The sequence below is a fragment of the Lysobacter gummosus genome (assembly GCF_001442805.1).
Lineage (GTDB): Bacteria > Pseudomonadota > Gammaproteobacteria > Xanthomonadales > Xanthomonadaceae > Lysobacter > Lysobacter gummosus.
Genome location: NZ_CP011131.1, coordinates 5,921,517 through 5,947,406, shown reverse-complemented (window position 1 = coordinate 5,947,406; position 25,890 = coordinate 5,921,517). Strand labels below are relative to the sequence as shown.

Sequence of the window (25,890 nt, the reverse complement as noted above, 5' to 3'; positions counted from 1 at the left end):
TCAGACCGGCGAAACTCCCACAAAAAGATTCATGACTGCAATGTAACCCAAGGCCAGCACGGCAGCTCCTACACAGACATGCGCGATGTTGTGGGCCATCGCGCGAGATGCGCCGTCCGATTGGCGCTGGAACAGCATCGCCTTGTGTACCTGATAGAGCGCAGCGGCCGAGCCGACCAGGAGTAACACACCAAGACCAAACGCCACCGGGTGGTTGGCGATGAGATACCCCTCAAGAAATTTGCCGTGGTTCGCGACTGCAGCCTCCCACGTCGGCGGCAGCGACCTGCCATCGAGATCGAGGCTTGCGATTGGCTCGGCCCCAATAAAAGCCACGACCGTAACGAAGCCTGCGAACAGCGGGAACCACAGCGCCAATTCCAGGATGTAGATCAAAGGGAATTTGAGCTTCTTGAGCATGCGATGTCTCATCCTTGAATAAATGGCGCTGCGAAGTGACTTCGGCTTGCGAGTATCGCGGCCCACAAGCGGGCCTGAACAATCAGCGATAAATCCACCGCGAGCTACGGCGATTCGACCTCATAGCCTTTGGCTTGCAACTTGGCCACGACGCCGTCCGATTTGAGCAACTGCGAAATCGGTACCGCCGCGAATACGACCTTATGCTCCTGCAGCGCGTCGTCTACGGTCCGATACCACTGGCGAGCCATTTCCGCCTGGATATTCTCGATGCCCAGCTTTTGCGTGAAGCCCGAGTCGGTCAGCGCGCTCAGGCAAGCCAGGCCTTGGTCGTCGTAAGGCAATGTGCGCAGAGTATCGATATCGCCGCCCGCCCAAGCATTGGCGCGAGTCTTCATGACCGCCAGATCGGTCTCGAGCCTGTCGAGGGTCTTGCAGAAGCACTGCACGTCGTCGAGCGTGGATGCGTTGAAGTCTTTCAAGGTTTGCTTCGGATCATCGATCTTGATCGTAAAGGTCGTGGATTGCTTCTCGATGCCCGCAGCTTTGACGGCTTTGTCCAGCACAGGCCCGATAACGCCGGACTCGGCCAAGCCGTTTTTCTCCAATGCGGCCTGATAGAGCTCGTTTGCCGCGAACACAGGGCGCCAGTTCTCGCTGGTCCGATCCTTGCCGATGTACTTCACTTTCAGCGCCTGCCAGCGCGCATACAAATCCGGTGGCAGTGCTTCCTGAAGCTTGGTCCCGTTAGGATTTTTCCGCAGTTTGAACAGCGAAGGCAGCAGCGACAGCCGGCCGAACAACCCGATGTCGGCGGTGACGGCCAGGCCGGGGCCCTGCAAGGCAACGCCCGACGCCGCTATTGCTGCATTCACATCGTCGGACACCCAGGTGATGTTCTTGGGCAGCGGCGACAGCGTGCCGAGGATCCACAGAACCCGATCGCCCTTGTGGAACTTCCACAGCCCCGGGCCCGGCTGTACGCCGGTCACCGTGATCGCATCCATATCGACGATGGCCGAAGGAGCGTCCGCGACGCTCGCAGGCGTCGGCGAGGATTTGGCCGTATCTGACGTCGGCTGCGCTGCCGCCGACCCGGCTATCGCCGCGATCATCAGGCCCGCCAGTAGCTTTCCCTGCATGGTTCGCACTCCCAGGTAGACGTTCGAGAACTCTCGCCGATCGCTGTGGATCGCATCCCGGCAAAGGAAGTAGCGACTATCGGCAGTATGTCAAGACTCGACCCACAGCCGTCAGAACGCGCGCGGCAACGTTGCCTGGAAACAGGTCACCGCGTCGCCCTCGATGCGCACGCCGCTGGGTTCGCCGGCTTCGACCCGGACAGTCACGTCCATGTGGCCGGCGCGGCCGTTGCCGGCTCGCTGGCGTGCGCGGAACCGTGCGACGCCGTCGCGGGCCTCCAGCAGGCCGTGCTTGACAAGGTAGGCGCCGAGCGGCCCGTTGGCGTTGCCGGTGACCGGGTCTTCGGCGATGCCGATTGCCGGCGCGAACATGCGGCCATGGGTCAGTGCATCGTCGCCGTCTTCGCGGTCCAGGCTGAAGACGAAGAAGCCCTTCGCGCCGACCTCGGGGCCGAGCGCGATCAGGCGCGCGGCATCGGGCACCAGCGCCTGCAATCGCCGGCGCTCGCGCAGGCCGATCAGCAACTTGCCGTGGCCGGTCGAGACGAACTGCGGCGGACAGCGCGGGTCCAGGGCGTCCGCGCCGACGCCGAGGGCCGCCGCGACTTCCGCCGCGAGCACGGGCGACAGTGCCGGCTCGAAGCTCGGCCGGTTCTGTTCGATGGCGATACGGAAGCTGTCGCCGCTGCGCAGCGTCTCGATGACCTGGATGCCGGCGCCGGTCAGCTGGCGACAAGGCTGCGCCGGCAATCCGCGTTCGAGGGCGAGGACGAAATGGGCGGAGACGGTGGCATGGCCGCAGACCGGCACTTCGGTGGTCGGAGTGAAGAAGCGCACGCGCACGTCGTGGTCGGGCGCTTCGGCGGGCAGGATGAAGGCGGTCTCGGAATTGTTGAGCTCACGCGCGATCAGCTGCATGTGTTCGTCGCTGAGCCCCTCGGCATTGGCGACCACCCCGGCCGGGTTGCCCTGGTAGCGCTGCCGGGTGAAGGCGTCGATCTGATACACACGCAAGTCGGTCATGGCGGGCTCGGCTCAGGTAGCGGACTGCGCATCCTAAGCGGGGGCCGCGATCAGTTCCACGGCGGCCGCCGAATCGCTGCATTCCAGGCCGAGCCCGCCGCATCCCAATGTGCTCGCGCGCGCGGCGCTCACTGCGTCCAGTAGACGTGCTTAACCCGGCATGCGCCAGCGCGCTATCTCGCAAGATGCCCGATGCGAACGCATGGTCACCTGCCGATACGCCGGCAAGAACGGCAAAGAGTATTCGGCGCATAGATAAAGTCGGCGCGATGCAAATTCTGAACCTCCGCGGCATGGGGCTCGGTGTCGCGGGATGGCTTGGCATACCCGAACAAGAGGGTCACCGCCGTCTTCACCGTTTCAATGGTGATCTGCTTTTCCGAATCGGCCAGGAACGCTTTGACTTTCCCCCAGCGGGTTTCGTCGCCGATCGCCTCGATGAAGTCGTGCCCGGCCCAGGTCAGGCGCGTCAACATGACCGCCGTGGGAACTTCGGCGGCATGGTTCGAGTCGTCTACGAAGCAACCATCCACCAGGCCTTCGTTGATGAGCAGAAGTTGGTGGTAACGCAACTCGTCTTGCGAGTATCCGTCGATGAGGCGATGCGAGATGCACGCCTCCACGGCCAACAGCACTTTGCGAATCAACTCCATGTCCCGGCGCATAGTGACTCCCTCTGATGGTTGAGCGGGAGCGGTCACGTTCTGTCGATGCGCTGCTCCCTGCGCGTCCATCGCATCGAGAGGTTCAGAAACATTCGTTTGGGCACGACACGATGGGGCGGTCACCACGGATCCATATCGGCACTTATGCGTAAGCACAGCTGCACGGCATCGACGATACTCAGGCCGAATAGGCGAAACCCGCACTTTTGTCACCTTTCCATCGCGGCCGCGCGGAAATGCGAACGCGTCGATGTTCTCGACGGACACGGCGTCATGGTGAGCAGACATTCCTGGGCGGGATGGACGTCGAAGCGATCCGGGTCGCGATTGCCGTTCAGTTCGGGAGCATCGATAGATGTTGCGTGTCGTCGCCAACGGTTCCCCGGCGCGAAGGGATTAGCAAGAACCCCAGGAGTCCGCGGGTGCGCAAATTCCCGGCGGCGAACTCTCTGCGGTGTCCCTGCGGCCTTTCGAAAGCTCGGCCTTCAATGGGTGTTTGCATTGCGCCGGAAACAGCGAACCAAGCCCGGCAGGTTAGTTTGGGTTATTTCCGGTGAGTGAAGAACGGTGACTGAGATCGCGTCGGTCCTGCCGAGTTCTGGCTATCGTCGCGACGCCGTAGTCCAGCGCCTGTTAGGCACCGCTGTTGGGAGCATCGACTAATGGAATTTCAACCGGAGGACACCTTGGTTCTCGTGGACGGCGACGACCAGCAGGTCGGTACCGCCGGGAAGATCCAGGTTCATCGCAACGGCTGGCTGCATCGCGCCTTCTCGATTTTCGTCTTCAATCCCGATGGCGAAATGCTGCTGCAGCAGCGCGCCCACGGCAAATACCATTCTCCCGGACTGTGGAGCAACACCTGCTGCGGCCATCCGCGCGCCGGCGAGGATCTGGAAACCGCGGCGCACCGGCGCTTGTTTGAGGAAATGGGGTTCGACTGCCCGCTAAGCAGGGCCTTCAGCTTTCTGTATTGCGAGCGAGTGTCGGAGGACATGGTCGAACATGAACTCGACCACGTTCTGTTGGGCAGATTCGATCGCCCGCCTTCGCCCAACCCCAACGAGGTAGCGGACTGGCGCTGGATCGATATTCCTTCCCTGATCCACTCGCTCACCGCGCAGCCCGATCTGTTCACCGTGTGGCTGAAGAAGATCCTGTTGACAACCGGCGAAGCGGAACTGCTTCGCCTCGCGCGAAACGGCTGAAGCATGGCGCGAGGTGGCTGGCTCGGTCGGACCGCGAGCTTGAAGACGATCAGGTCAGGACCGTCGCCGAAAAGGCAATCGCATCGACGCACCGTGGAGTGTGCACATGGAAGATCTCAAGCGTAGTCGTACAGCGGACAGTCTCCAGCAGATGGCGATCACGGCGATCCAGGGCGCCTGTGTCAACGAGTACCAGGCCAAGGTCGAATACACCTACCAGGACGATCCGCAAGATTGGCGCAAGGTCATTGGAAACAGCCTTCTGTTCCAGTTCGGCGTTTACGACGACCCGGTCTTGCCGCAACCGGCTTCTCTCGACGAGTCGGGTGTCCGATATTTCGATCGGCAGCTGAAACTGGCCGGCTTCGACACAGGCCGCGCGCCCGTCAAGCGCATTCTCGACATCGGCTGCGGCTGGGGTTCGATTCTGAAGCATCTGGCTGATCGCTTTACCGAGTGCCAATGCCTGGACGGCATCAATGTCAGTCGTCCCCAGTTGGAACATGGCGCCAAGGTTCATGCCGAACTAGGTCTTTCGGGCCGCATTAATTTGTATCAGTGCAACGCGAAGGATATCGATCTGCTGCCGGACGCCGACACGCCGTACGATCTGGTCGTCATGCGCGGGGTCATCTCGCATTTTCCCGACGATCTGTACGAAACCGTCATGGAGAAATTGCGGCGGCGAGTGCATTCGGAAAGCACCGTCGTTGTATCGGACAACCTCTACAACATCGACCTTGAAAAATACAGGTCCGACACGCCCGACATCGTCGACCGGCTGGCCTGTAAGTATCGGAAGACTCCGAAGCATTTTTCCGAGGTCGTGGAGCGCAGCGGATTCGGCATCCAGGATATGCGCGTACTGCCCAGCAATGCCGACGCGATACGTTGGCTTCTGGATATACGGGCGAACATAGAGAAACACTTTCCTCTCGGCGCCCGCGGGCCGCTGGAAGAGCTGCATGTGATGACCGAAAGCCTGGCGGTGGCGATAGTGAAGAAACAGATTTCGATCTACAGCGCCATCCTGAAGCCGCGTTGATAAGCGTCACGGGTAGCGGACTCAGACGCAGAACATTTCATAACGAGAGGATCGGGGATGATCAAGGCGCCCAACTTCGTCCGCAACCTGACCGGTCTGCCGAAGCCCGGGGAGAAAATACATCATCCCGACTTTCATCTGACCCTGAAGCCGCTCTGGCACCCGGATCACGACGAAGCCGAGCGCCAGGTCGCCCTCAGCGACAGCCGCTACATCCTGGCGCATTACGGAAGCCAGAAGGCGGTCGATCACTACCTGTCCATGAGCATGCCTTCCTATGGCGGCCTGGCTTACCCGCATACGAAGAAAGACCGGATCTATTATTTAGAACGGATGATGAGCATCACCACGCTCATAGACGACACCACCACCAATCCGGACGTTCTCGGCGATGCGCAGCGGCAATCGGAGCTGCGCGGCCACTACTTCGATGCGATAGCGGGCATTCGGCCTCCCGCATCGGCGCCTATCGCCCAACTGCTCTATGAAGGCTTGATCCCGATCAAGGCGCAGTTGGCCTCCAAGCCGCGCGTGTGGAAACGCCTCGAGGAATCGCTGCATACCATGATCCTTCGGCAGACCGATTCGCTGGCGCTGCAGATGGACAGCTTGAGCTTCGAGCGCTACCTGGAGCTGCGGCGCGTCGACAACTATGGCGAGTGGGCCGCCATGATGACCGAGTACGCGATCGATGTAGACATGACGGACGCGCTGGCGGCCGATGAGTCTCTGGTCGCGGTCAGAACCGCGGCCATCGACTCGATTACCCTGGTGAACGATCCGTATTCGTTCCGGAAGGAAATATACATCGCCGACTCGGTCAATTCCGTTTGGCTGTTGATGCACTTGGAAGGCCTTACGCTTCAGGGCGCGCTGGACAAGCTGGCGGTGCTGGTATCCGACAATGAGCGCCGGCTGATCGCGGCTCGCGACCGGGTGCTGGCGGGGCCGCTGGGAAACGACAGCGATGTACGCGACTACCTGACGGAACTGGAGCATCTGGCGTCGGGCAATGCGGAGTTTCATGCCATCAGCACGCGCTACCATGGCAAGGACTTCAAAGGGAAACGATTCATCTCCGGCGAGGTCACTATCATCCCGTTGCCGTCTACCGATGAGGTCGCCGCTGCGGATATCGCGCAGATGCGCGCGCCCGATTGAGCTGGGCGGAGACGCCTGCGTCCCTGGGCAATCCAGAGGGCGATGACGCGCATTACGGCGCAGCTTGCTCAGACGCCACGATTGGGATTCAGGCCTGTCTGGGCCGGCTCAAGCCGGCTTGGGCATGGGAGCGGCTGCGCGCAGTCAGGCGCCGCTGGGACGCTGGGAGCTTGTTCAATCTGGGGCGCTTTCGGGAAGGAAGCGCCGATGAATCGATCATGGCCGCAGGCTTGGCCGTAACCCCTATTTCACGCTGGACTGCACGGGCGCTTAGCAAGTCGATCGCCAAGATGGCGGTGACAGCGAACCGTTGCCATGACGCAACAGGATAAAGCCCTCCGGGAGTTCAGCATGAAAAAGCAGGAGCTGCACCGTGGCCGTCTGATTGATCATATTCAACTGGTGGTTCGCGACCTGGAAGCGAGTCGGCGCTTCTACTCCGCTGTATTCGAAGCGCTGCAGGTGCCGGTCGCCGGCACCGGCGATGACTATTTCTGGGCCGATGAGCTGTTCGTGTCTACCGCCGACAGCCAGGCCGCGCAGGGCGAGTTGACCGGACGCCATCATCTGGCCTTCCAGGCGCGCGATCGTGCCATGGTCGAAGCTTTCCATCGCGCCGCCCTGGCGCATGGCGGACGCGATCATGGCGCGCCCGGCGAGCGGCCTTACCACCCCGGCTACTACGCGGCATTCGCACTGGACCCGGATGGAAACAACATCGAAGCGGTGTACCACGGCGAGGCGGAGCGCAGCGCGTCCTCGATCAAGATCGTGTTCTAAGCACGGCCTCCAGACTCGCGAGCGGATGTCAAAGTATTGCGAATACGACGGCAGCCATGACTTCGCGCCGCGCTAACACGGACTACCCCAGTTTGAACAAGCAATCCCGAAAGCTATGGCGAAGGTCGAAATCAAGGGCCTTCGCAACTTCCCCAAGGAGGAGCGACATGATTACGCGCATCGTTGGCTTGGCGGTTTTCGCCGCGGCCATGGCTGGAGTGACCGCGCTCAACCCCGTGCGTGCCGCGCAAGCCGAGACCAAATGTCACATGACATTCAACACCTCGGGCTGGGCAGCCATATACAAGCACATCAACGGCGCGGGGCAGGTAACTTGCGATAACGGTCAGACCGCGGCCGTCCGGATTCGCATCCGCGGCGCCGGGCTTACCGCAGGAAAGTACAGCATCGACAACGGCAAGGGTGAGTTCACCAAGCTGAAAAATCTCGACGAGATTTACGGAACCTATGCCACGGCCGGCGCGAACGCGGGTGTGGTTAAAAGCGCGGAAGGGTTGGTCATGAGCAAGGGCGAGGTGTCGTTGGCGGTCAGCGGCACCGGACGCGGCTTCAACCTCGGCGTCGATGTGAGCGGTTTTGAGATCGAGCGCGCGAAGTAAACGCTCGCATGCTGGACCGAGGCAAGAACGAGACGCCGGTCAGGCGTCCCGTTCTGTATCCGTCCTTTGGTCGTGGGTGAACTGGCCCACGCTACTGATCGCGCGACTTCCGGCGCGTTGAGCCAGCCCTCGCGCCTTCATTGAAGAACATCAGAACGTCCGCGAACTGCTCGGCCAGCGACAGGTCGGCGTCGGCCAGCCAGCGCATCAGCGCGGACAGATACAGAAAATGCAGATAGTGCGCGAGTTGAGGCGGCGATAAGTCGCGGCGAATTTCGCCGTCGAGCTGCCCGCGTTCGAGAAGCATTTCGTAGACCAGCGCCAAGTCGGAGGTCGGCTCTCCGGCAGGCTGCACCTGCCCGACACTCTCGAACCGGTAACGGATGTAGGGCGCGAGATAGCGACGATTCTGATCCCACCAACCCGCCGACGCTTCCAGCAGCGTGAGCATCCGGCCGTTGAAGCCGGTACAGCGCATCACTTCTTCCATGAGCGGCGCGAGATCGCTCTTGAGTTGCGCATGCATCTGGTACGCCAGCACCGCTTCCTTTACGGCGAAGTGGTTGTAGAGGGTGCCGCGGGCAACATCGGCGGCGATCGCGATTTGGTCCATCGTCACGGCGTCGTAGCCGTGAGTTTCAAACAGCTCGAACGCTGTCTGGGCTATGCGATCGCGCGTGTGTTGTCGCTTGCGTTCCAGGCGGGTCATGGTCGGAGCGCTTGCGCTCTATGATTGAACAATGTTCAAATTTGCATGTTGTTCATAAATAGTCAAGCGCGCGGTGCCTCGCGACTCAAACCGGATAAGCACAATGGCCAGCAGCGACGAACCTGTGGTGATCATCGGAGCCGGCTTGGCCGGCCTCAGTGCGGCCGTCCACCTTGCGCGATCGGGACGGAAGGTCACTGTGCTGGAGGCGTCCGAGGCCGCCGGCGGATGCTGCTCCACCAGCACGGTGGACGGATTTACGTTCAACAACGGCGCGTTATACGTCGCCGTGCCTTCCGTGTTGAAAGCGACGTTCGCCCGGTTGGGTATCGATTTCGATAGCGAGCTGTCCCTGGTTCCCATCGCAAATCCCCAGCGGACCGTTCTGGACAACGGCACTGCGATCCATCTTTCAAGCGCAGACAGGTCGTATGTGGAAGGCGCCAACGCAAGGGAAAGGACTGTCAGCCTGCGGCAGGGACTCGACAGGTTGCAGAAGCATTGGGGACCGATCTACCGGACCCTGGTCCGTGATGTTCTGCCCGCCGAGCCCTCGTTGCCGCACGTCATCGCCCGCCTGTGGAAATACCTGCCGCGCATGCACGGCAGCGTCGAACGGCTGATATCCAGGTATTTCGCCGATCCGGACGTACAAGCGGCCGTCGCCTCGACGCTGCTCTACACGGGTACGGCGCCTGCGCGCTTGCCCGCCACGCAGATCATCGGGTTCATGGCGCTGCTGGAGGAGGGCTTCCATCTGCCGCGCGGCGGCATGGGCATGATTCCCGCAGCGCTGCTTCGGGCTGCCCAAACGCATTCGGTGGCGATTCGCTATGGACAGCGGGCGAGCAAACTGTGGGTAGCCGGCGGAAAACTGCGCGGTGTTGAATTATCGACCGGAGAACTGATTGAGTCGCGCCATGTCGTCGCCACCTGCTCCGGGTTCGAGTTGGCGACACGGTTGTTGCCGGAAGACGCGGTTCCTGCCGCGCTGTTGAAAAGGGCCCGGCGTTCGCCGCTGTCGCATCGGGCCATTGCGATACAGATCGGCTGCGACGCCATCGCCGACGACGCTTTCATCGTCAACCATGTTCCGAAGATGCGCGATCAGGGGCGGATGCACACGGCGACCCCGGAAGTGCCCCGGTGGCTCTCATTCACCAACCCAACCACAACGCTTCCGGAACTGGCTCCCCAGAACAAAGCGGTCATCGAGTTCTTCGCGCCCGTAAGCGGCATCGCATCGGCGTCGGACTGGAGCCGTGAGCTGACGAAGCAAACCGTGGAAAACTTCATTGAAGGACTCAGGCAGAAGCTCCCGGCGTTGTCGATCGATACCTTGCGCGTGCTGGACCCGAACACCTTCGCGACAGATCGTAACCTCTACGAAGGCGCGCTGTACGGCATCGCGCCTGGCGCGGCTCCGGGACAATTCTTTCCCCATTCCACGCGCATTCAAGGCCTGTATCTGGCGGGTCAAACCACGTTTCCGGGCTATGGAGTGCCGTCCGCCATGTTGTCCGGGATCCAGGCTTCGGATGCACTGCTGCGTGATGCAGGTGATACGCGTCCGCCGTCTCGATCAAGCTGATCGCGATGATTCGGGCCGAAGGACGGGTCCCGCTTCGCTCGCCCCAGGACAAAGGGCTTACGCAGGCCGCAATTCACGGCTTTCCAGCTAGGGAAGCTTGAACTTGCGAGTGGAGCGAAGCGGCCAGATCGAAGTCAATTGCGCGCCGCCCGAAAGACGGAATGCGGCCGAAACCGCATTCAGCGTGCCCAGTCTTTCCAGAACGTCTTTAGCGCGCCGGAAAGAATGGCGGGGATCGGACGTGAGCATGAAAAGATTGATCTCCTTTGCGCTGACGTCGAGCCCCTCCAATTCGACGGTGGCGCCCAAGGCCTGCTTCAACTCGGCTTCGATCGTGGCGAGGAAAGCTTCGTCCGCCAGCGACTTGCGCCAGAACTTGATGATCAATTGATATTCCATGGCGCGATTGTAGGCCCAGCTGAGTCGGCGGGAGCATGAAGGGGAGGGTATCTTCACGGGATGCACCGCCAAAGGAAGGGAGCTGATTCTTGTTTGATTCCATACCGAACCATTGGGCTGCTCCTGCATCTGTGGTGGCAAAGACATATCCCCCCCCGACGATTTGGCCGCGCGAGTGGGGCTCTTTCGCGGCTCGACGAATCGAGATCCCAGGCCAGGCGCATTCGCCCAGGCCCTGGCGTTGGTGCTTGACAGGCTGATAGGCATGGCAGGACCCTGTGCGGCATGAAAATCGATGTCGAAAAGCTCAGCCTGTCGGAACTCAATTCCCTTCTGAATGCCGCGGAGCGGCGGAAACAGCTGATATCCAGCCGTCGCCCCATTGCCTCGGTGCGTCGGACAGTGATCGCACTCGCCGCTCAGCACGGTTATACGATCGACGAACTCTATGGGGATCGGCCGGTAGCCGAGATCGCCGGCAAGAAGCGGGCTCCGCGGCGAAAGGCGAGCAAGGTTGCCGCCAAGTACCGCGACCCGGACAACAAGCGCAACACCTGGTCGGGCCGTGGGCGGATGCCGCGGTGGCTGGCCCAGAAAACGAAGCATGGCCGCAGCGTCGCTGATTTCCTGATCCCCGGCCTGGCCAAGCCGACCGCTCGCAAGAACAGTCCAATAGGCCGACGAACGCTCATCAAACAGCGCTGAGGCAGAACGCTTCCGCCAGGGTCGAGCCGCGAAGCGGCTTCGGCTTGCATAAACTGTTCGAAGCCTGCTCAGGCAATTGCGTCGCCGTATATAGGCGACCGCCGCGAGAGAGCCCGAGTTGAATACGGCTTCATCAACGAGCACTGTGCTGCGCTTCGCATCGCGACGATGCGCCCGGCACAATTGGTAAGCACAAGGAAAATTCAGCGGCGCGCTTAAGCGCGGTGAGTTTTCGTGCTTGTTCGTTAAATTCGGTGATCCAATCGGAGTCCGTCTACCCGGTCTCGGAACCGGATCGGAATGGGCGGTATATCCAGCAGAACTTGCAGCAGAACTTGTTCGCAAGCTGCGTCGGCCAGGGCTTAGACAGCCGGCTCATTTTTTCTTGTTACCGCGTTGCTGCCAGTTTCAGGGCGGCTCGAACGCGGCTGATCGATATGCAGGCCGCGGCGAGTCGCTCAATGGGTTGTAGTCGAGAAACGTTGGGCCGTTCTATCCCCAGATCCATAAATACCTATCCACGATGCCAGTAGCGGAGAAAACTGATGACGGTGAAGTCCGAAGACTTATTCGTTGAGATCGAAGACGTGAAACTGTGCTATCGGGTCGACGGCGACCCAACGCACCCGCCCGTGCTGTTGATCATGGGCCTGAACTCCCAGTTGATCCATTGGCCGCAGCCACTCGTCGACAAGCTGAAAGAGCAGCATTGGGTCATCCGCTTCGACAACCGCGACAGCGGCTTGACCCGATGGCGGACCGGGGCGCCGCCCGCCGACGGGTATCGCCTTGTGGACATGGCCTATGACGCGATCCAGTTGCTGAATCACCTTGGGATCGACAACGCCCATATCGTCGGGGCTTCGATGGGCGGCATGATCGCGCAGAGACTGGCGATCAACTACCCCGCGCGCGCGCGCAGCCTGTGCTCGATCATGAGCACCACCGGCAATATCTGGGTCGGATATGCGCAGCCCGGCGTCATTGCGGAGTTGATCAAGGAGCCGCCGTCCGACCCGGAAGGCGCGATCGATCATGTCGCGGCGCTGTACGCGCTTATCGGCTCGGATACTTATGCCGCAGAAGAGGCGCCGCGTCGTCGAGCGCTTGCCGAGGCGGCTTACAAGCGCTCGCTCGACTCGAACGGTGGCCCGGCCCACCCCGGCGGCGGCGCACGTCAAGTCGGCGCGATCCTGCTCGCAGGCGATCGTACGAAGGAGCTCAATGGCCTGACCTTGCCGACGCTGGTCATCCACGGCAACGAGGACGCGCTCATCCACATCTCCGGCGGCAAGGCCACGCGTGACGCGATCCCCGGGGCCGAATGGCTGGGGGACCCCGAGAAGGGTGTCGAGGGTATGGGGCACGACCTGCCGCAGCCGCTTCTCGACGCGATCATCGCCGGAATCGTCGCTCACCTCAAATAGAGTGCGTTCGCGGGCTGGGCTGACGGCGAGTGGCCCAGCCCGCGAGACAACCATCGACGGCGTTGGCGACGCCGTCTTTCCAACCGGCTCCCGAGGCGTGGTGCGGTTGCTATACCTATCGGCAACGAGAAGCGATGTCGGTCGTGTTGGATCCGAAATGATTGAGGCGTTTGAACGTCGTGATCGGATGTCGCATCCTATGTTCGAACTTACTCCGGAAAACCCGCGATGCAGCGTCGCGACTTGCTGCGTTTAACGACCTTCTCAGTCTTGCTTGCCGCTGTTGGACAGCTTCCCGCCGCCCAGGCGCAGCCGCCAACCGATCTGATGCCAGCGTTCTGGCGCGCATACGACGCCGGGCGCGACGCCGGCGATCGAGTGGAGGCGATCCGCGCCGCGTTCTTCCTGCCCAATGCCGAGCTGTATGCCGGCGCCGGGCTCAAGCCGACCTACGAACGGCTGGCCACTTGGCTGCCGAAGTTCGATGCCATCGCTGTCGATGCCCGGCGCCTGAGCCACGGGTTCGACGATCACTACAAGCGTCACGCGCAGCATTTCCAGCGGGAGTTTCCGGATTTCCGTCGCGAGCGAGCGCCGATTTACCTGATGCCCTCGCTGTTTATGTTCGATGGCCATTTACAGCCCTGGCAGGGCAAGTTGCCGCTGTTCGTCGGCATTGACGGAATCGTCCGCTATCACGGCGCCGACGCCAATTTGTCGGTGTTCCTCGATCACGAATCATTCCATCTGTATCACGGACAGCACCTGCCGCAATTGCTGATGGACGAGGCGCCGCCGGTCTACGGTTCGCTGTGGTTGGAGGGTTTGGCCACCTACGTCAGCGAACGCCTGAATCCAGACGCATCGCTTTTGCATGTCCTGCTCGACGACCAGAAGCTAGCCTCCGCCGATGAGGCTACGGTGCGCGAACTCGCCGCCAAACTGCTGGCAGTCATGGACTCCACCGCACCGGAGGATTCCAATCGCTTTTTCGGTGCCGGCTACAAAGGGCCGGAACCGGCGCGTGGAGGCTATCTCGTCGGCTTGGCAATCGCCCGCGAGATCGGCCGCGGGCGGCCGCTGGCAGAGCTGGCGCGAATCCCGATGCCGGAAGTGCGCGGGTTGATGCAGAAACAGTTGCGAGACTTGGCCGGGCGCGAGTCTTGATCGTTAAAGCGATCGGGCGCATCGAATGACGGAAAGCTCCGAAGATGGCGCCTTCTCCCCGCGCAGGCCTTCATTGCAATCCCTGAGCGACTCGTTAGTAAACCGAGACGATCGGCAACACTAATCCTTCGTGCTGAAATCCTTGACGCAGTCTGCCCAGCCAGGCGCGCATTGCGCCGATTCAGCCGAGCATAGCGCTTGGCTCGCGCGCTGGGCGTCGATCTTGCTTGCGCCACGACCGACATAGATGCGTCCACCGGCAAGGCCGCCAGCGCCAGTAGCGGCGTTTGTCGAGGGGGCGCCAGGCATGCCGGTTCCGACCATGAACGCCGCACACTCATTGCGGTAATTGGCGATGATCTTGCAGCTCTTGCCGCCACCCTTTTCCACGCATCGATCGAGCGCAGCGCGTTCGGCACTACGTTTACTTATATGCTCGACCGCCGTGATCCCGTTTTCCTGCGACGGAAGCTGCCAACGCGGATCGTTGCTGTGGCCAATCGCGCCGGTCTGGGGAGCATAGGCGAAGGCGCCGTAAGCCTTGAGCACAAAGTCGCGAGGCGGTGGCGGCGGTGAAGGGATGGCGGGTGCTGCCGGCCTCGGCTGGTTCTGCGGCCAGGCATTGGGCGGGATACAGCCGGGGTTGTTGGGAATGCCCGCGGGGCATTGCGCCCTCGCGATGTTTCCCCAGGACATGCCAATCATGCCGATTAGCGTCAGAGTGCTCGCCAGCGTCCAACCGTATCGTCTGCTGCTCATGGGATTATGGAATCTCATTGCCTGTCCTGGATATATTCTGGCAGATCAGGCGCGGCGCCAGGTGCGCTCGATGGGCCGAGGCTGCGAGGGCAGACAGCATGCGTCATGTACGGCGCACGCATTGTGCTTGCGTCGGTTTCATTGGCTGCGAATCATTGAATAATGCCTTGGGCTGAGCCGTTCGCCCGGGTCAGAGTCGCCGTTGCGCCCGCTAAGGCGCGGCGGTGACGCCGCACGGCGAGAGTGAGACGAAAGCGCGAGCAATCTGTCCGCTAAGAAACGAGATTTCCTTCCATCGCGCTCCGATGTCAGAAGTCGCGAAATTTCCAGATTGATATAAGCCTCGACTTGATCAGTCGCGATGCGGCTCAGGCCTGAATGAGTTGTCAGGCCACGCACGAACTCATGGTTACGGCCAAGGTGAATGGTGGGTTGCCTGGTCTATCAAGCCGTTCAAAATCGAATGCGTGGATACCTTTGACGATAAGCATTAATTGCCCGCCGCGAGGCTTGCGAAATTGAGCGACGTCACCTCCATCATGGCGGCCCGGCGCCCGAATCAAGCCGGGACGCGAAGCGGCCTTGGCTGATTGGCCTATCGGGCCAAGGTTCGCAAAGCTATGTCGCCCGACGGACGTCTCTGGTTTGATCGCCGAGCCGACGCGGGGTTACCATGCCCGCGCGGTCGCATCGATCGCCGTCTGTGTTCGTTGCCGCGGCCCCGCTTCAGCGGTTCGCGACGTCTCTCACCCGTATCTACGCCGCCGGTCGCTCGTGCGACCTGAGGCTGCGCGCGATCACGAGGGCGGCGGCCTTGGCACGGGCTTGGCTACCGACGGGCCACGCAAGGCCGCGGCCCGGCATCGGAAGCATTCACCTCATTGAAAGGACATCGTTTTGAATAAGTTTCGTCATCTCGTACTGATCGGCTTGCTTTCGCTGTTCGTCGCCGCCTGCTCCAGCGGCGGCCGCAGCACCATGACTCCCGACGAATACCTGCTGCACAACGTCTCGGCCTGGAACGGCGCGACCGAATACATCAATCGCTGGCTCGGCGGCGAGCAGGGCGAAGCGTTCACCCGGTCGCTGCAGGAACGCAAGAACATGAAGCAGTACGCAGGCCCGCTGGGCCATGCGCGTGCTGAACTGGCGCAGGTGCTGGTCCAGGTGCAGACCTTTCCGCCGCCGGAGGACGCGGTCGCACTGCGCGACATGACCGCGAGCTACCTCAAGACCGCCGACAGCATCTACGAGAGGATGCAGAAGATCGCTGCGTTGCCGGACGGTTTCAGCGACGAGCAGGTCGCGCCCCTGGGGGCCGAGCTTGAGCGCCTGGGCAAGGATCTGGAAACCCAAATGAGCGACTTGAACGACGCCCAGGGCGCCTACGCCAAGAAGCACGGCATCCAGTTGCAGCAGTCCGGCGGCTGAGCGTTGCGCCGATGACGAACAAGGCCGGCTGCCGCGAAGCGCCGGCCTTTTTCATGTTCTGCCCAGGTGCTGAGTTGCTTGGTTCCCCTACGTCGAGGAACTGCATGCTTACGCCGACTGGCTGGAAGTGCAGGCAAGCCCATTCCCGGCGCTACAGGTCTGCGCTGATGCCAACGCTGACCACGCTTCAGCATGGCGTGCTTGTGGGCGCGACACCGGAAAGCGCGGCCGGCTGAGCCCGCGCTGGCCGCCGGGCCGCGGCAGCGGCATCATGGCCGCCCCTCACCGCCGAGCAGCCACTGCATGGATTCCCTCGCCCCGATGCGCAGCTTCCGCCGCGTGGTCGAGCTGGGCAGTTTCGCCCGCGCCGCCGACGATCTGGCGCTGTCGGCCGCCGGCCTGAGCAAGCAGGTGCGCCAGCTTGAGGCGCGCCTGGGCACGGTGCTGCTTCAGCGTACTACCCGGCGCATGAGCCTCACCGACGGCGGCCGCCTGTATTTCACCGAATGCTGCCGCCTGCTCGACGAAATCGACGCGCTGGAGCAACGCATGCGCGAAGGCTCCGAGCGCGTGGACGGTCTGCTGCGGGTCAACGCGCCGCTGTCGTTCGGCTTGTGCGTGCTGTCGCCGCTGCTGAGCCGGTTTCTCGCCGAGCATGCGCATCTGCGCCTGGACCTGGTGCTGGAAGACCGCGTCGTGGATCTGGTCGGCGAAGGTTTCGACGTGGCGGTGCGGTTGCGCGCGGAACTGGAAGACTCCAGCCTGATCGCGCGCCGGCTCGGGCGAGTCGAGCAACTGCTCTGCGCAGCGCCCGATTATCTTCAGCGCCGCGGCGAGCCTCGCACGCCGCAGGAACTGTGCGGGCATGCGCTGCTCGGCTACAGCCTGTCGCAGTCGCCGCGCGCCTGGCGCCTGCAGGACACGGACGGCGAGCGCGACTTCGCGCTGCCGGCGCCGCGCGCGGCCGCCAACAACAGCCTGCTGCTGCGCGACCTGTTGCTCGACGGCCACGGCATCGGCAGCCTGCCGGCGTTCGTGGCGCGGCCGCAGATCGCCGCCGGGCGCTTGCGCGAGGTGTTGCCGCGCCATCGCCAGGCGCCGCGCCAGGTGCACACGGTCTACGCCACCGGCCGGCACCTGCCGGCCAAGGTGCGTGCCTTCCTCGATTTCCTCGCCGCGCATCTGCCGGCCGCGCTCGACGGCGATGGTTGACGGCGATTGCTGACCGCCAGCGAATAGTCCCTGCACCCGCTGCGGCTGTTCCGCCGGCGCCGGCGCGCCCATGCTGATCCCAACGCGGCGCCACGCCGCATGATCCGCGCCGCCCCGGCGCGAACGCATGGAGAATCCGATGAAACTCGCCCACTCTCTGGCCGGCGCCGCGCTCGCGCTGGCCTTGGCCACCGCCGCCGGAACCGCCGTCGCCAGCAACGCCGCCGACGTCGGCCGCAGCCCTTGGGGCGCCGATGACCAGATCGGCCGGCTCAACATGATCACCGAGCAGTCGCGCGCCGCCGTGCTCGGCCGCCTGCGCGGCGGCAAGGTCTACGACCTGGCGACCGAGTACTTCGTCGGCATGCCGAGCTGGCAGGCCGCCGGCGATCCGCACTACCAGTTCTGGATGACCCACACCCCGCGCGGCACCCAGGTCGACGACCCGATGCAGGTCGGCGCGGCGATGAACGCCCATACCAGCTACACCGGCACCGCGTTCTCGATGTACAGCCACACCGGCACTCACATCGACGCGCTCAACCATTTCGGCATCGGCGGGCGGATCTGGAACGGCTTCGAAGCCGACCAGCACCTGGGCGATCGAGGCTGGAACAAGGCCGGTATAGAGAAGTTTCCGCCGCTGATCGCACGCGGGGTGCTGCTCGACATCGCCGCGGCCAAGGGCGTGGACATGCTGCCCGACCAATACCGCATCACCCGCCAGGACCTGCTCGCGGCGCTGGAGAAACAGAAGACGCAACTGCAGCGCGGCGACATCGTGCTGATCCGCACCGGCCGGATGAAGCTGTTCGAGAAGGCCGATGCCTACATCGCGCAGCCGCCGGGGCTGGGCATCGACGCGGCGCGCTATCTGGTCGAGGAGGCGGGGGCGATGGTGGTCGGCGCCGACAACCTGAGCCTGGAGACGTTTCCCTCGGAAGTGCAGGGCGAGTACGTGCCGCTGCATACCTACCTGCTGGCTCAGCACGGCGTGCCGATCATCGAGCTGATCGCGCTGGACGAGCTTTCGCGCGACCGCGTCTACGAGTTCGCTTTTATCGGCGGCCCGCTCAAGATCCGCGGCGGCGACGCCGCGCCGCTGCGGCCGGTGGCGATTCCGCTGCGTTGAGCGCGGGGGCTGCGCGGCCCGCTCAGGGCCGCGCAGCGGGTAGAGCGGCCGGCAGCGCGGATACCGGTGAGCGATGTCGCGAGCGACTGAAGCGGGCCCGCGGTAACGACGTACAGATACGTCGATCAATGCTTCGCATATTCGAACAACTCGACGACATTTCCCGACGGATCCTGAAGCAGGATTTGCCGTCCCGCTCCCGCCTGCGCGATGTCGCCGCGGAAGCTTTCTCCAGCCTTGCGCAGCTCGCCGATTATTCCGTCGAGATCGTCTGTCACGATCATGAACCTGTTCCATCCGCCCGGCTGAGGAGAGCCCCCTGCCTTACCGGCGCTGCCGGCTCCGGGCGCATTGAGGAAAAGATGCAGGTCCTCGCGGGCCAGCTCGGCGAATTTTCCTGGATTGTGCTTCGCGACTGCAAAACCCAAGCGGTCCCGATAGAACGCAACGGACTTGTCGATTTCGTTCGCAATGTATCTAACGGATGCCATACGTCAATCTCCTCTGCGTAATGAGCGCGACGTGCTGGATCACGTAACTCGCGGCCACCGCTAAGCGTAGCCAATGCTGCGCGCAGAGGTCGTGATTTTTCTTGGGCGTGATTATTCCTTGAAGGAAATGTCAAAATTTAGTGCGCGTACTTGATGGTCTATTCAAGGCGAAGGCGCGGCGCGGCGCGACCTTGTTCGGGCCCATTGTCGCTGATAAGAACCGATTACAAAGAAGCCAAAAAGGACGTCTCAACGGCGAAGTCGACGCAATCGAGACTGCGCCCGGATTTTTATCGATCATGCAGAGCGTTCGCTCTCTGAACATCACGGATGCTCACCGTCGGATTGTGCGGTCGGCAGCAACAGGCTTTGAGCTGCATCGCAGTTCCGCGAGGTTGCGGACTTTTGCAGCCTGGGTCGATTGACAAGACGGCAGCGTCGGGTCAACTCACCCGTATCCGTTCTCCCAACGGTGCCGCGATGGAAAGAGCTGACCCGGGTGTCAACATCAAAGGTTCTGTCGGCGAGTCGGACATCGACGTCGCGAACGGGGAGCGGCGCCTGGGTGCGATCGAGCGTCGGCGGGAGATCGCCGAGGACATCGCCGGAGAGGTCGGCCGCTTAACTCGGGCGAAAGAGGTTGCGCTGCGGCCCGACACGCTTCTGTCCGATGTAGGAATCGATTCGCTCGGAAGCATGGAACTCCTCGGTTACATTGAGCGGAAGTTTGGTGTCGCGATCCCGATCAGCACCTTGCTGGGATCGACGAGCTTCGACGAATTGGTGACGAAGATAGAGCAACTCCAGGGCAGTGCCGGAGCTGTGGACGGCAAGATCCACTCGGCTGAGTTACTGCACCCACGGGCCTGGGACCGCAAAGCACGAGCGACCTTGTTACGCGACTGGCGGATCGCTGCGCCACTGTTTCTGATTCCTGGGCTCAACGGTACGACCTATTATTTGTCGTCCCTGTGCAAGGCTTTGCATACGAATCGGGCTTGCATCGCCTTTCAGATGCCGGGTGTCGATGGGCTGGAGCCCCCGCTGGGATCGATCGAGGAAATCGCGCGCCGCCACGTGGATGAGATGCGCGCGATCCAGCCGCACGGTCCCTATGCCATCGCGGGTCATTCTTTCGGTGGGGTGGTCGCCTACGAAATGGCGCAGATGCTGGCCGAACAAGGTCAGCAGGTGGCGCCGTTGATGCTGTTGGATTCACCTAACAGCGAATCGGAGGACGAGGCTCTTCAGGATGATGAGGTCATGGCGTTGTTCGAGGTGATCGGTGTGTACTGCCGCTTCTCCGAGCGTCCCCTCAAGCCGATTCGCGCCGAGCGCCTGAGTGGGCTGCCCGTAGATGAGCAGCTGCAACTCCTGTGGTCGTTGCTGGCTTCCTACCCGACCGCGGCTCACGTGATCGCGACTTATCGCAAAGGTTTCGTCGCGATGACGCGCTATCGCCCGCGTCCCTACGGCGGACCGGTGATTCTGTTCCGTTCGGCAGAAGGTTTTCCGGCTGAGGCCATGCATCCCGAGCGACGTGTGCGTTCCCAATTCGACTCATCGACCTTGGGATGGGGCGGGCTGTGCGCCGACCTGCGCATCGTGGAAACCCCGGGCGATCACTTCAGCATGGTCATGCCGCCGCATTCTGCCGAGTTGGGTGCCGCCATGCAGGAGCCGCTGAACACGGCGGCGGACATGCTTATCGACTTCGACCGTCTGCGACCTGCGGCTGTGGTGACTAAGGTCGGACGTGCCCTGCGGGTGGATGGGGCGCGTGTCCACTTCGATCCGCATCACCCCGATTTCCGCGAAGATCCGTATCCGTTCCTGAACCAGTTGCGCGAACACACGCCGATCTTCCAGGACGCCCTGTCGCAGTGGTGGGTGACGCGCCACGCAGACGTGTCTGCCGGCCTGCGCAACCGGTTGCTTTCGGTCGATGCCCGGGCGATCGACCATGTCGAGGGCATCGGCAGTGAAAGCGCTAGACCATCCGCGCTCAGCAGTTGGTTCCGGAACCAGGACGCATCGGCGTTGGCCCAGCTCTACAACAAATTCTTGCTGTTCATCGATGCGCCGCGGCATACAGTCCTTCGCAAAGTGTTCTCGCCATCGTTCTCGCACGAATCCATCCGCGGCTTGGCTGACTGCATCGACGAGCGCGTCGAGACATTGATGGCCGATATGCGTGCGAAGTCGCAGCCGGATCTCATGCGCGATCTGGCGCTTCCGCTTCCGGTAGGCATAATCTCGTTGATCTATGGCGTGCCGGATGCGGACTCGGCCCAGGTGACGCAATGGGCGCGAGACCTCGCTGCGGGGTTGGACTCCGGGATGTCCCTGCAAGCCATGCGCAAAGCGGAGCGGAGCGCCGAGGAGTTCACGCGTTACCTGCACGGTCACGTGCAGCGCCTGCGTAAAACGCCACCGCACACGCCAGGCGGCGCGCGCCTGGACGTCAACGATGCGATCGCGCAAGGCATCACGCCGGACGAACTGGTGGCGCATATCGCGATGTCCTATCTGGCCGGATTCGAGACCACCACCAACAGCATCGGTAATGGAGCGCTGGCATTGCTGCGTCATCCCGATCAGCTTGAGCGATTGCGATCCGATCCGGGGCTGGCCGAGAACGCCTCGGAGGAGCTGTTGCGCTACGACTGCCCGGTGATGTTCGTCATGCGCTTCGCGCTCGAAGACCTTGAGGTGGCCGGTCAGCGCATCCCGCGCGGGAGTTCCATTACTTTCATGCTCGCCTCGGCCAATCGCGATCCAGCGGCCTTCCACGATCCGGACAGACTCGATCTGGCGCGCTCAGCCAGGCATCACGTCGCGTTTTCCAATGGCGCGCACTACTGCCTGGGCGCTCCGTTGGCGCGGCTGGAGTTGCAACGCGTCTTCGTGGCGCTTTCCAGGCAGCGTTTCCAACCGGTACCGGGTGGGCTGGCGTGGAGAGACGCCTATACCTTCCGCGCGCTCGAACGATTTCCGATCGCATGGTGTTAGTGCGGTTCGCGATCGATCACGCGGATTCGGTCGCCGATGAACTAACTGAGCGCACATGAGCGACCTGCCGACGGCGGCGGCCAAATGGCATAGACGTGCCCGGAGCCAGTCAGATGGCGATTGGCTCCTGGTTCGCGAGATCAACCGAGATCTTTGATTTCCGAACAGCGGGTCGGAATAACGAGTAGTCGCGACGATGGCGGCATTCGGCGACGTGATGCAGCTGATGCCCACCACGGGAGAACTGGTAGCTTGAAGACATGCTTGATCGTACAAGTTCTAACGAGATAATCGATTCTAGTCCTAACCCGGTCGGCCAGCTTCAATGGTGGCCCCCGGAACTGGTCGCGCACTTAGCCGATACGTCCGGTTCGCGCCGTTCATGGCGGCGCCACGAGACTGAATCCAACACTTCGTGCACACCGCGGTGGCCGCATCTTAACTTCACCGCATGTAACGTCATGCCCAGGCGGAAATGCCTGGTCGCCATAGTAAAAGGCCAACATCGTCGGTCGGATCATGATTCAAAGTTCGCGCATTCAGCGCCCGCGTATCGCTATCAGGACGTGGGCATCTGCGCCAAACGTGAGGAGGGTGAAGTCCTTTGTCGGTCGCCTGTCGCGTCCCCTCAATGGAACAGATGCAAATCCTTTCCGCCGACTGCCGCAGGAGTCGCAAGATGACCCAGCTCGCCGATCGCGTGTATACCGCACCCTCCGATATCGGCCGATTGAGCCTCCTGATCGAGGGATTGCCGGATGAGGCACAAGTTGATCTGGTGCTGATCGATGGAAGCCGTCAAGTCGGAGTGGTAACGACTCGTCCGAGTCTTCAGACCTTCCTCGACCCTGCTGGAAACGAGGGTGTCAACGCTGTCGTTCGATTGGACGACCCCAACATCGCAAACCGAACGCGTTACTTGTGGCTCGATGAAATTCTTGAGATCCGGCCAATCCATACTGCGGACCGGCCGTTTGCCCGCTAAAGCGGACTGCGATTTTCGAATCCAGCCGACGTCCGAACAACCAAGGAGTCACGACATGGCCACGTGCGATGTCTGCGGAAATTCCTACGACAAATCTTTCACCGTCTCGATGCCTGATCGCTCTGGCACTTTCGATTCGTTTGAATGCGCTATTCACGCCATGGCTCCGCGCTGCGAGCATTGCGATTGCCGCATCGTCGGTCACGGCATCGAGCACGATGGTCGCTTCTTCTGCTGCGCACATTGCGCTCACCACGCGGGCGTCGCGGCTGCGAAGGATCGCGTTTGACAGTCAATCGGATGTCGTATCGCGCCAGGATGTCCTCACGGACCTGAAGGCCCGCCGGATCCTGCCCAGAACAAAACCAGGCGCGGGCGCCGGCCTCTGGCATGCGCACCACGATCGGCGAGTTGGCGGCGGATGCATAGGCGGGCGATCGGCCGGCCGATCACGCGGGTTTGTGGGTAGAGCTATCCACGGCAGCGTCTACCAGTTGCGCAGTCCATTCTTCCGCGAAATTCTCGCACCGTTCTCGTACGAGCTCGCTGTGGCGGCTCGTGCTTGGTATGGCGGATTTGCAGTCGATCGCATCGGCCCGAACACGGTGCCACTCTTGCAGCAGGGCCGCTGGCTGTGGATGTGCTTTGATCACACTGAGCAGCACCAAGTGCTGAACGGACACTTGCGCCTGCAGTGACGAAATAGCCTCTTCGGTGGTGCGGTCCATAATGAGCCCGCCGTTAAAAGCGCGGCCCGCAAGCGCGGGCCGCGCAAAGGTTACGAATTGTGGACCAGGCCCACCGGAATGCGCCGCGGCGTCGTTTCCGGACGCTTGGGAATGACGACCTCCAACACACCATTGCTGCCCGATGCCGAGATCCCCTCGGGGTCCGCGCTGTCGGGAAGAGCAAAACGGCGATGGAAGGTACCGTGCTGCCGCTCGGTACGCGCGAAGCTCTGGGACTGGCGACTATCGATACGGCGCTCGCCGCGAATCGTCAGGATGCCCTTCTCCATCTGGACCTCGATCTGCTTGGGATCGACGCCGGGAAGGTCGGCAAAGATAACGAACTTGTCGTTCTCTTCCTGGATGTCAACGAGCGGAACCCACTGACTCGTGACGACAGACGATTCGTCTGTCGTGGTGCTACGCAAGAACACATCGTTGAACAGTTGGTCCATGAAATGGCGGACCGGATCTTGCTTCGATGTATTCAGCGTCGGCCATTGGGGATTACGAACCATAGTGTTCATGGCAAGGGTCTCCATTGGTCAAAGAGGGCGGTCTGTCCGCCCGCAGCTTCAACTAGGGCTCGCCATAGCCGTTTCAAGGCCTTTTTTTGGGCCACATTTGCAATGTTCAGCGTTTGTTTACATTTTCCAGCGTCGCACTGCGCAAGTTCATGTCAGCCTGAATTGCAATTGCTAACCGACGTTATTGAATATCCCGGTCACTACACCGCCCGGGTAAGGCGGCTCGATACCGCAAGCCGCCGCCACCGTGTTCCAGATTCGCGGCATATCGACGAAGCGCTTGCCGATGACTGGGTTGCCGGTGTGATGATCGCGATCGGCCTGCGGAGCTATGTTGAAGCAGCGGCCGTTGCCGGCGCCATTGCGCAGCAGTCCCGACGCACCGCCCATCAGCAGCAGCGGCATATCGATCTGGTGCTCGGGCGCGCCGTCGGCCATCTCGCTGGTCACCACGACCAAGGTATGGTCGATCAGCTTGTCGCCGCTGACGTCAGGATCGTCATAGCGGGCCAACTCGTCCATGAACAGTTTGGCGCGCCTGGCATACCACTTTCTCGTTCCGCTCCACTCTTGCGAACCCGCATAGCGATGCGCGCAGTCGTGCGGATTCTTCGCGCTGGTGACGTCGAGAATGTTCAACTGCTCGGCCGAGCGCGCGATCTGGATCGTCGCCACCCGGGTAACGCCGCAGGCCAGCGCGTTGGCGACGACCCGTTCGTGCGCGGCCTGGACCCGGGTGCGAAATTCCGCGGACGCGATCGGATGCGTTTCCGGCGCGGTACCGACGCTGCATTCTCCCGGCGCGGGCAGCTCGCCTTCCATGTCGGCCATGACCTGTTCGATCGAGTCCAGTTGCGTATCCAGCTTCTGCTTCTGCGCGCCCGACAGGCGCTGACGCAATTCGCGGATGTCCGCCAGCGCGGGTTCGAAGATGTGCTTGCCCCGCGACCGCGCGGCTCGCACGTCACGGCTGGCCAGCCCGAACACCGCTTCGTGCAGCAACACCGGGTCGCGCTCCGGCGTTCTGATCGCGTTCGCGCCGGACCAGGACACGAACCATGGCGATCCGTCGATGCCGGCATGCGGACCGGAGAACAGCGATCGGAACGTGAGGTTCGAGCCGGTCATCGCCGGATCGAGCCCGAGGATCACATCGATGCTGGGCAACTTCGCCTCGCGGTCGCGCAGCACCACGTTCCAACCGTTGTGGCCCGAGTTGCCCTCGCCCAACATCAACCCGCGCAAGTACAGCGACTTCGCGCGATAAGCCGTCAATTCCGCGCTGACATCGCGCAGCTCGAAGTCGGTGCTGTCGCCGCTGTTCGCGGTGGGATGCCACAGACCCTGGCCGTCGCCGAAGCTGTTGCCGGTCCACGAGTCCACCGCCAGGCCGTCGGGCACCACGAAGAACACGACCTTGAGTTTCGCCCCGCCGGCCAAGGCGCTCATGCGTGGACCGCCGCAACCGAACAAGGGCAGGCCCAGCGACGCCGCCGAGGCGGCGACCGCGAGGTTGCGCAGAAAAACGCGTCGTGCGTAGAGATGCGTCAT

General features: G+C 62.3%; 25 protein-coding genes. 15 read left to right on the top strand and 10 right to left on the bottom strand.

Annotated features, from left to right (window positions below; translation table 11 throughout):
- The 4 genes from LG3211_RS24125 to LG3211_RS26630 all read right to left on the bottom strand — a co-directional run bounded on the left by LG3211_RS24125 (position 1) and on the right by LG3211_RS26630 (position 3,250).
- Entirely contained in the window at positions 1–420 is a 420-nt protein-coding gene (locus tag LG3211_RS24125) for a hypothetical protein (RefSeq protein WP_057945073.1), read from the bottom strand.
- A 104-nt stretch (positions 421–524) separates the two neighbouring features.
- On the bottom strand, positions 525–1,562 hold the full coding sequence (locus LG3211_RS24120) for a TraB/GumN family protein (RefSeq protein WP_083512814.1): 1,038 nt from the start codon (positions 1,560–1,562) through the stop codon (positions 525–527).
- A gap of 111 nt (positions 1,563–1,673) precedes the next feature.
- Positions 1,674–2,585: a PhzF family phenazine biosynthesis isomerase gene (locus tag LG3211_RS24115; protein WP_057945071.1), complete on the bottom strand. Its 912-nt coding sequence runs from the start codon at positions 2,583–2,585 to the stop codon at positions 1,674–1,676.
- A 206-nt stretch (positions 2,586–2,791) separates the two neighbouring features.
- Positions 2,792–3,250 (bottom strand): DUF2513 domain-containing protein, encoded by a 459-nt coding sequence (locus tag LG3211_RS26630; protein ID WP_187313099.1) that lies wholly within the window; start codon positions 3,248–3,250, stop codon positions 2,792–2,794.
- Between the two features lie 662 nt (positions 3,251–3,912).
- Between LG3211_RS26630 and idi the strand changes: the two genes are divergently transcribed.
- The 5 genes from idi (at position 3,913) to LG3211_RS24085 (ending at position 8,064) form a co-directional block, all read left to right on the top strand.
- The gene (idi, locus tag LG3211_RS24105) at positions 3,913–4,458 is read left to right on the top strand and encodes an isopentenyl-diphosphate Delta-isomerase (protein ID WP_057945069.1); all 546 of its coding nucleotides are present in this window, start codon (positions 3,913–3,915) and stop codon (positions 4,456–4,458) included.
- 106 nt (positions 4,459–4,564) lie between these two features.
- Positions 4,565–5,503: an SAM-dependent methyltransferase gene (locus tag LG3211_RS24100; protein WP_057945068.1), complete on the top strand. Its 939-nt coding sequence runs from the start codon at positions 4,565–4,567 to the stop codon at positions 5,501–5,503.
- Positions 5,504–5,560: 57 nt separating this feature from the next.
- A complete protein-coding gene (locus LG3211_RS24095; protein WP_057945067.1) occupies positions 5,561–6,664 on the top strand; it encodes a terpene synthase family protein in 1,104 nt (367 codons plus the stop codon).
- Positions 6,665–7,015: 351 nt separating this feature from the next.
- Positions 7,016–7,444 (top strand): VOC family protein, encoded by a 429-nt coding sequence (locus LG3211_RS24090; protein WP_057945713.1) that lies wholly within the window; start codon positions 7,016–7,018, stop codon positions 7,442–7,444.
- Between the two features lie 167 nt (positions 7,445–7,611).
- A complete protein-coding gene (locus LG3211_RS24085) occupies positions 7,612–8,064 on the top strand; it encodes a hypothetical protein (RefSeq protein ID WP_057945066.1) in 453 nt (150 codons plus the stop codon).
- Between the two features lie 91 nt (positions 8,065–8,155).
- Here the strand turns inward: LG3211_RS24085 and LG3211_RS24080 are convergent, their stop codons facing one another.
- Complete coding sequence (locus tag LG3211_RS24080) at positions 8,156–8,773, bottom strand: TetR/AcrR family transcriptional regulator (RefSeq protein WP_057945065.1); 618 nt, start codon at positions 8,771–8,773, stop codon at positions 8,156–8,158.
- A gap of 103 nt (positions 8,774–8,876) precedes the next feature.
- Between LG3211_RS24080 and LG3211_RS24075 the strand changes: the two genes are divergently transcribed.
- Positions 8,877–10,364: a phytoene desaturase family protein gene (locus LG3211_RS24075; RefSeq protein ID WP_057945064.1), complete on the top strand. Its 1,488-nt coding sequence runs from the start codon at positions 8,877–8,879 to the stop codon at positions 10,362–10,364.
- Between the two features lie 87 nt (positions 10,365–10,451).
- On the opposite strand, the gene LG3211_RS24070 is transcribed toward LG3211_RS24075, so the two are convergent.
- Positions 10,452–10,763 carry a hypothetical protein gene (locus tag LG3211_RS24070; RefSeq protein WP_057945063.1) on the bottom strand — a complete coding sequence of 104 codons (312 nt, stop codon included), beginning with the start codon at positions 10,761–10,763 and terminating at the stop codon, positions 10,452–10,454.
- Between the two features lie 285 nt (positions 10,764–11,048).
- On the opposite strand from LG3211_RS24070, the gene LG3211_RS24065 reads away from it, so the two are divergent.
- The 3 genes from LG3211_RS24065 to LG3211_RS24055 all read left to right on the top strand — a co-directional run bounded on the left by LG3211_RS24065 (position 11,049) and on the right by LG3211_RS24055 (position 14,062).
- Positions 11,049–11,468, top strand: a complete 420-nt coding sequence (locus tag LG3211_RS24065) for an H-NS histone family protein (RefSeq protein WP_057945062.1) — start codon at positions 11,049–11,051, stop codon at positions 11,466–11,468.
- 545 nt (positions 11,469–12,013) lie between these two features.
- Entirely contained in the window at positions 12,014–12,895 is an 882-nt protein-coding gene (locus tag LG3211_RS24060) for an alpha/beta fold hydrolase (protein ID WP_057945061.1), read from the top strand.
- Positions 12,896–13,123: 228 nt separating this feature from the next.
- Positions 13,124–14,062 (top strand): hypothetical protein, encoded by a 939-nt coding sequence (locus tag LG3211_RS24055; RefSeq protein ID WP_148649135.1) that lies wholly within the window; start codon positions 13,124–13,126, stop codon positions 14,060–14,062.
- Positions 14,063–14,182: 120 nt separating this feature from the next.
- Here LG3211_RS24055 and LG3211_RS25260 read toward each other — a convergent pair whose 3' ends face one another.
- A complete protein-coding gene (locus LG3211_RS25260; protein ID WP_187313098.1) occupies positions 14,183–14,821 on the bottom strand; it encodes a DUF4189 domain-containing protein in 639 nt (212 codons plus the stop codon).
- 897 nt (positions 14,822–15,718) lie between these two features.
- On the opposite strand from LG3211_RS25260, the gene LG3211_RS24050 reads away from it, so the two are divergent.
- The 3 genes from LG3211_RS24050 (at position 15,719) to LG3211_RS24040 (ending at position 18,596) form a co-directional block, all read left to right on the top strand.
- Positions 15,719–16,252 carry a hypothetical protein gene (locus tag LG3211_RS24050; RefSeq protein ID WP_057945059.1) on the top strand — a complete coding sequence of 178 codons (534 nt, stop codon included), beginning with the start codon at positions 15,719–15,721 and terminating at the stop codon, positions 16,250–16,252.
- Between the two features lie 303 nt (positions 16,253–16,555).
- Positions 16,556–17,464, top strand: a complete 909-nt coding sequence (locus LG3211_RS24045; RefSeq protein ID WP_057945058.1) for a LysR family transcriptional regulator — start codon at positions 16,556–16,558, stop codon at positions 17,462–17,464.
- A gap of 139 nt (positions 17,465–17,603) precedes the next feature.
- Positions 17,604–18,596: a cyclase family protein gene (locus LG3211_RS24040; protein ID WP_057945712.1), complete on the top strand. Its 993-nt coding sequence runs from the start codon at positions 17,604–17,606 to the stop codon at positions 18,594–18,596.
- Between the two features lie 125 nt (positions 18,597–18,721).
- On the opposite strand, the gene LG3211_RS24035 is transcribed toward LG3211_RS24040, so the two are convergent.
- Positions 18,722–19,087 carry a VOC family protein gene (locus LG3211_RS24035; RefSeq protein ID WP_057945057.1) on the bottom strand — a complete coding sequence of 122 codons (366 nt, stop codon included), beginning with the start codon at positions 19,085–19,087 and terminating at the stop codon, positions 18,722–18,724.
- Between the two features lie 480 nt (positions 19,088–19,567).
- Here LG3211_RS24035 and LG3211_RS24030 point away from each other — a divergent pair, with 480 nt between their 5' ends.
- The 3 genes from LG3211_RS24030 (at position 19,568) to LG3211_RS27625 (ending at position 23,782) form a co-directional block, all read left to right on the top strand.
- Complete coding sequence (locus LG3211_RS24030) at positions 19,568–22,099, top strand: cytochrome P450 (RefSeq protein ID WP_057945056.1); 2,532 nt, start codon at positions 19,568–19,570, stop codon at positions 22,097–22,099.
- A 679-nt stretch (positions 22,100–22,778) separates the two neighbouring features.
- Complete coding sequence (locus LG3211_RS24025) at positions 22,779–23,084, top strand: DUF3247 family protein (RefSeq protein WP_057945711.1); 306 nt, start codon at positions 22,779–22,781, stop codon at positions 23,082–23,084.
- A 68-nt stretch (positions 23,085–23,152) separates the two neighbouring features.
- A complete protein-coding gene (locus LG3211_RS27625; protein ID WP_187313097.1) occupies positions 23,153–23,782 on the top strand; it encodes a hypothetical protein in 630 nt (209 codons plus the stop codon).
- 80 nt (positions 23,783–23,862) lie between these two features.
- Here the strand turns inward: LG3211_RS27625 and LG3211_RS24015 are convergent, their stop codons facing one another.
- Positions 23,863–24,267, bottom strand: coding sequence for an Hsp20/alpha crystallin family protein (locus LG3211_RS24015; RefSeq protein WP_425479987.1), 405 nt, complete (start codon positions 24,265–24,267; stop codon positions 23,863–23,865).
- 243 nt (positions 24,268–24,510) lie between these two features.
- Positions 24,511–25,890: a DUF1552 domain-containing protein gene (locus tag LG3211_RS24010; RefSeq protein ID WP_057945054.1), complete on the bottom strand. Its 1,380-nt coding sequence runs from the start codon at positions 25,888–25,890 to the stop codon at positions 24,511–24,513.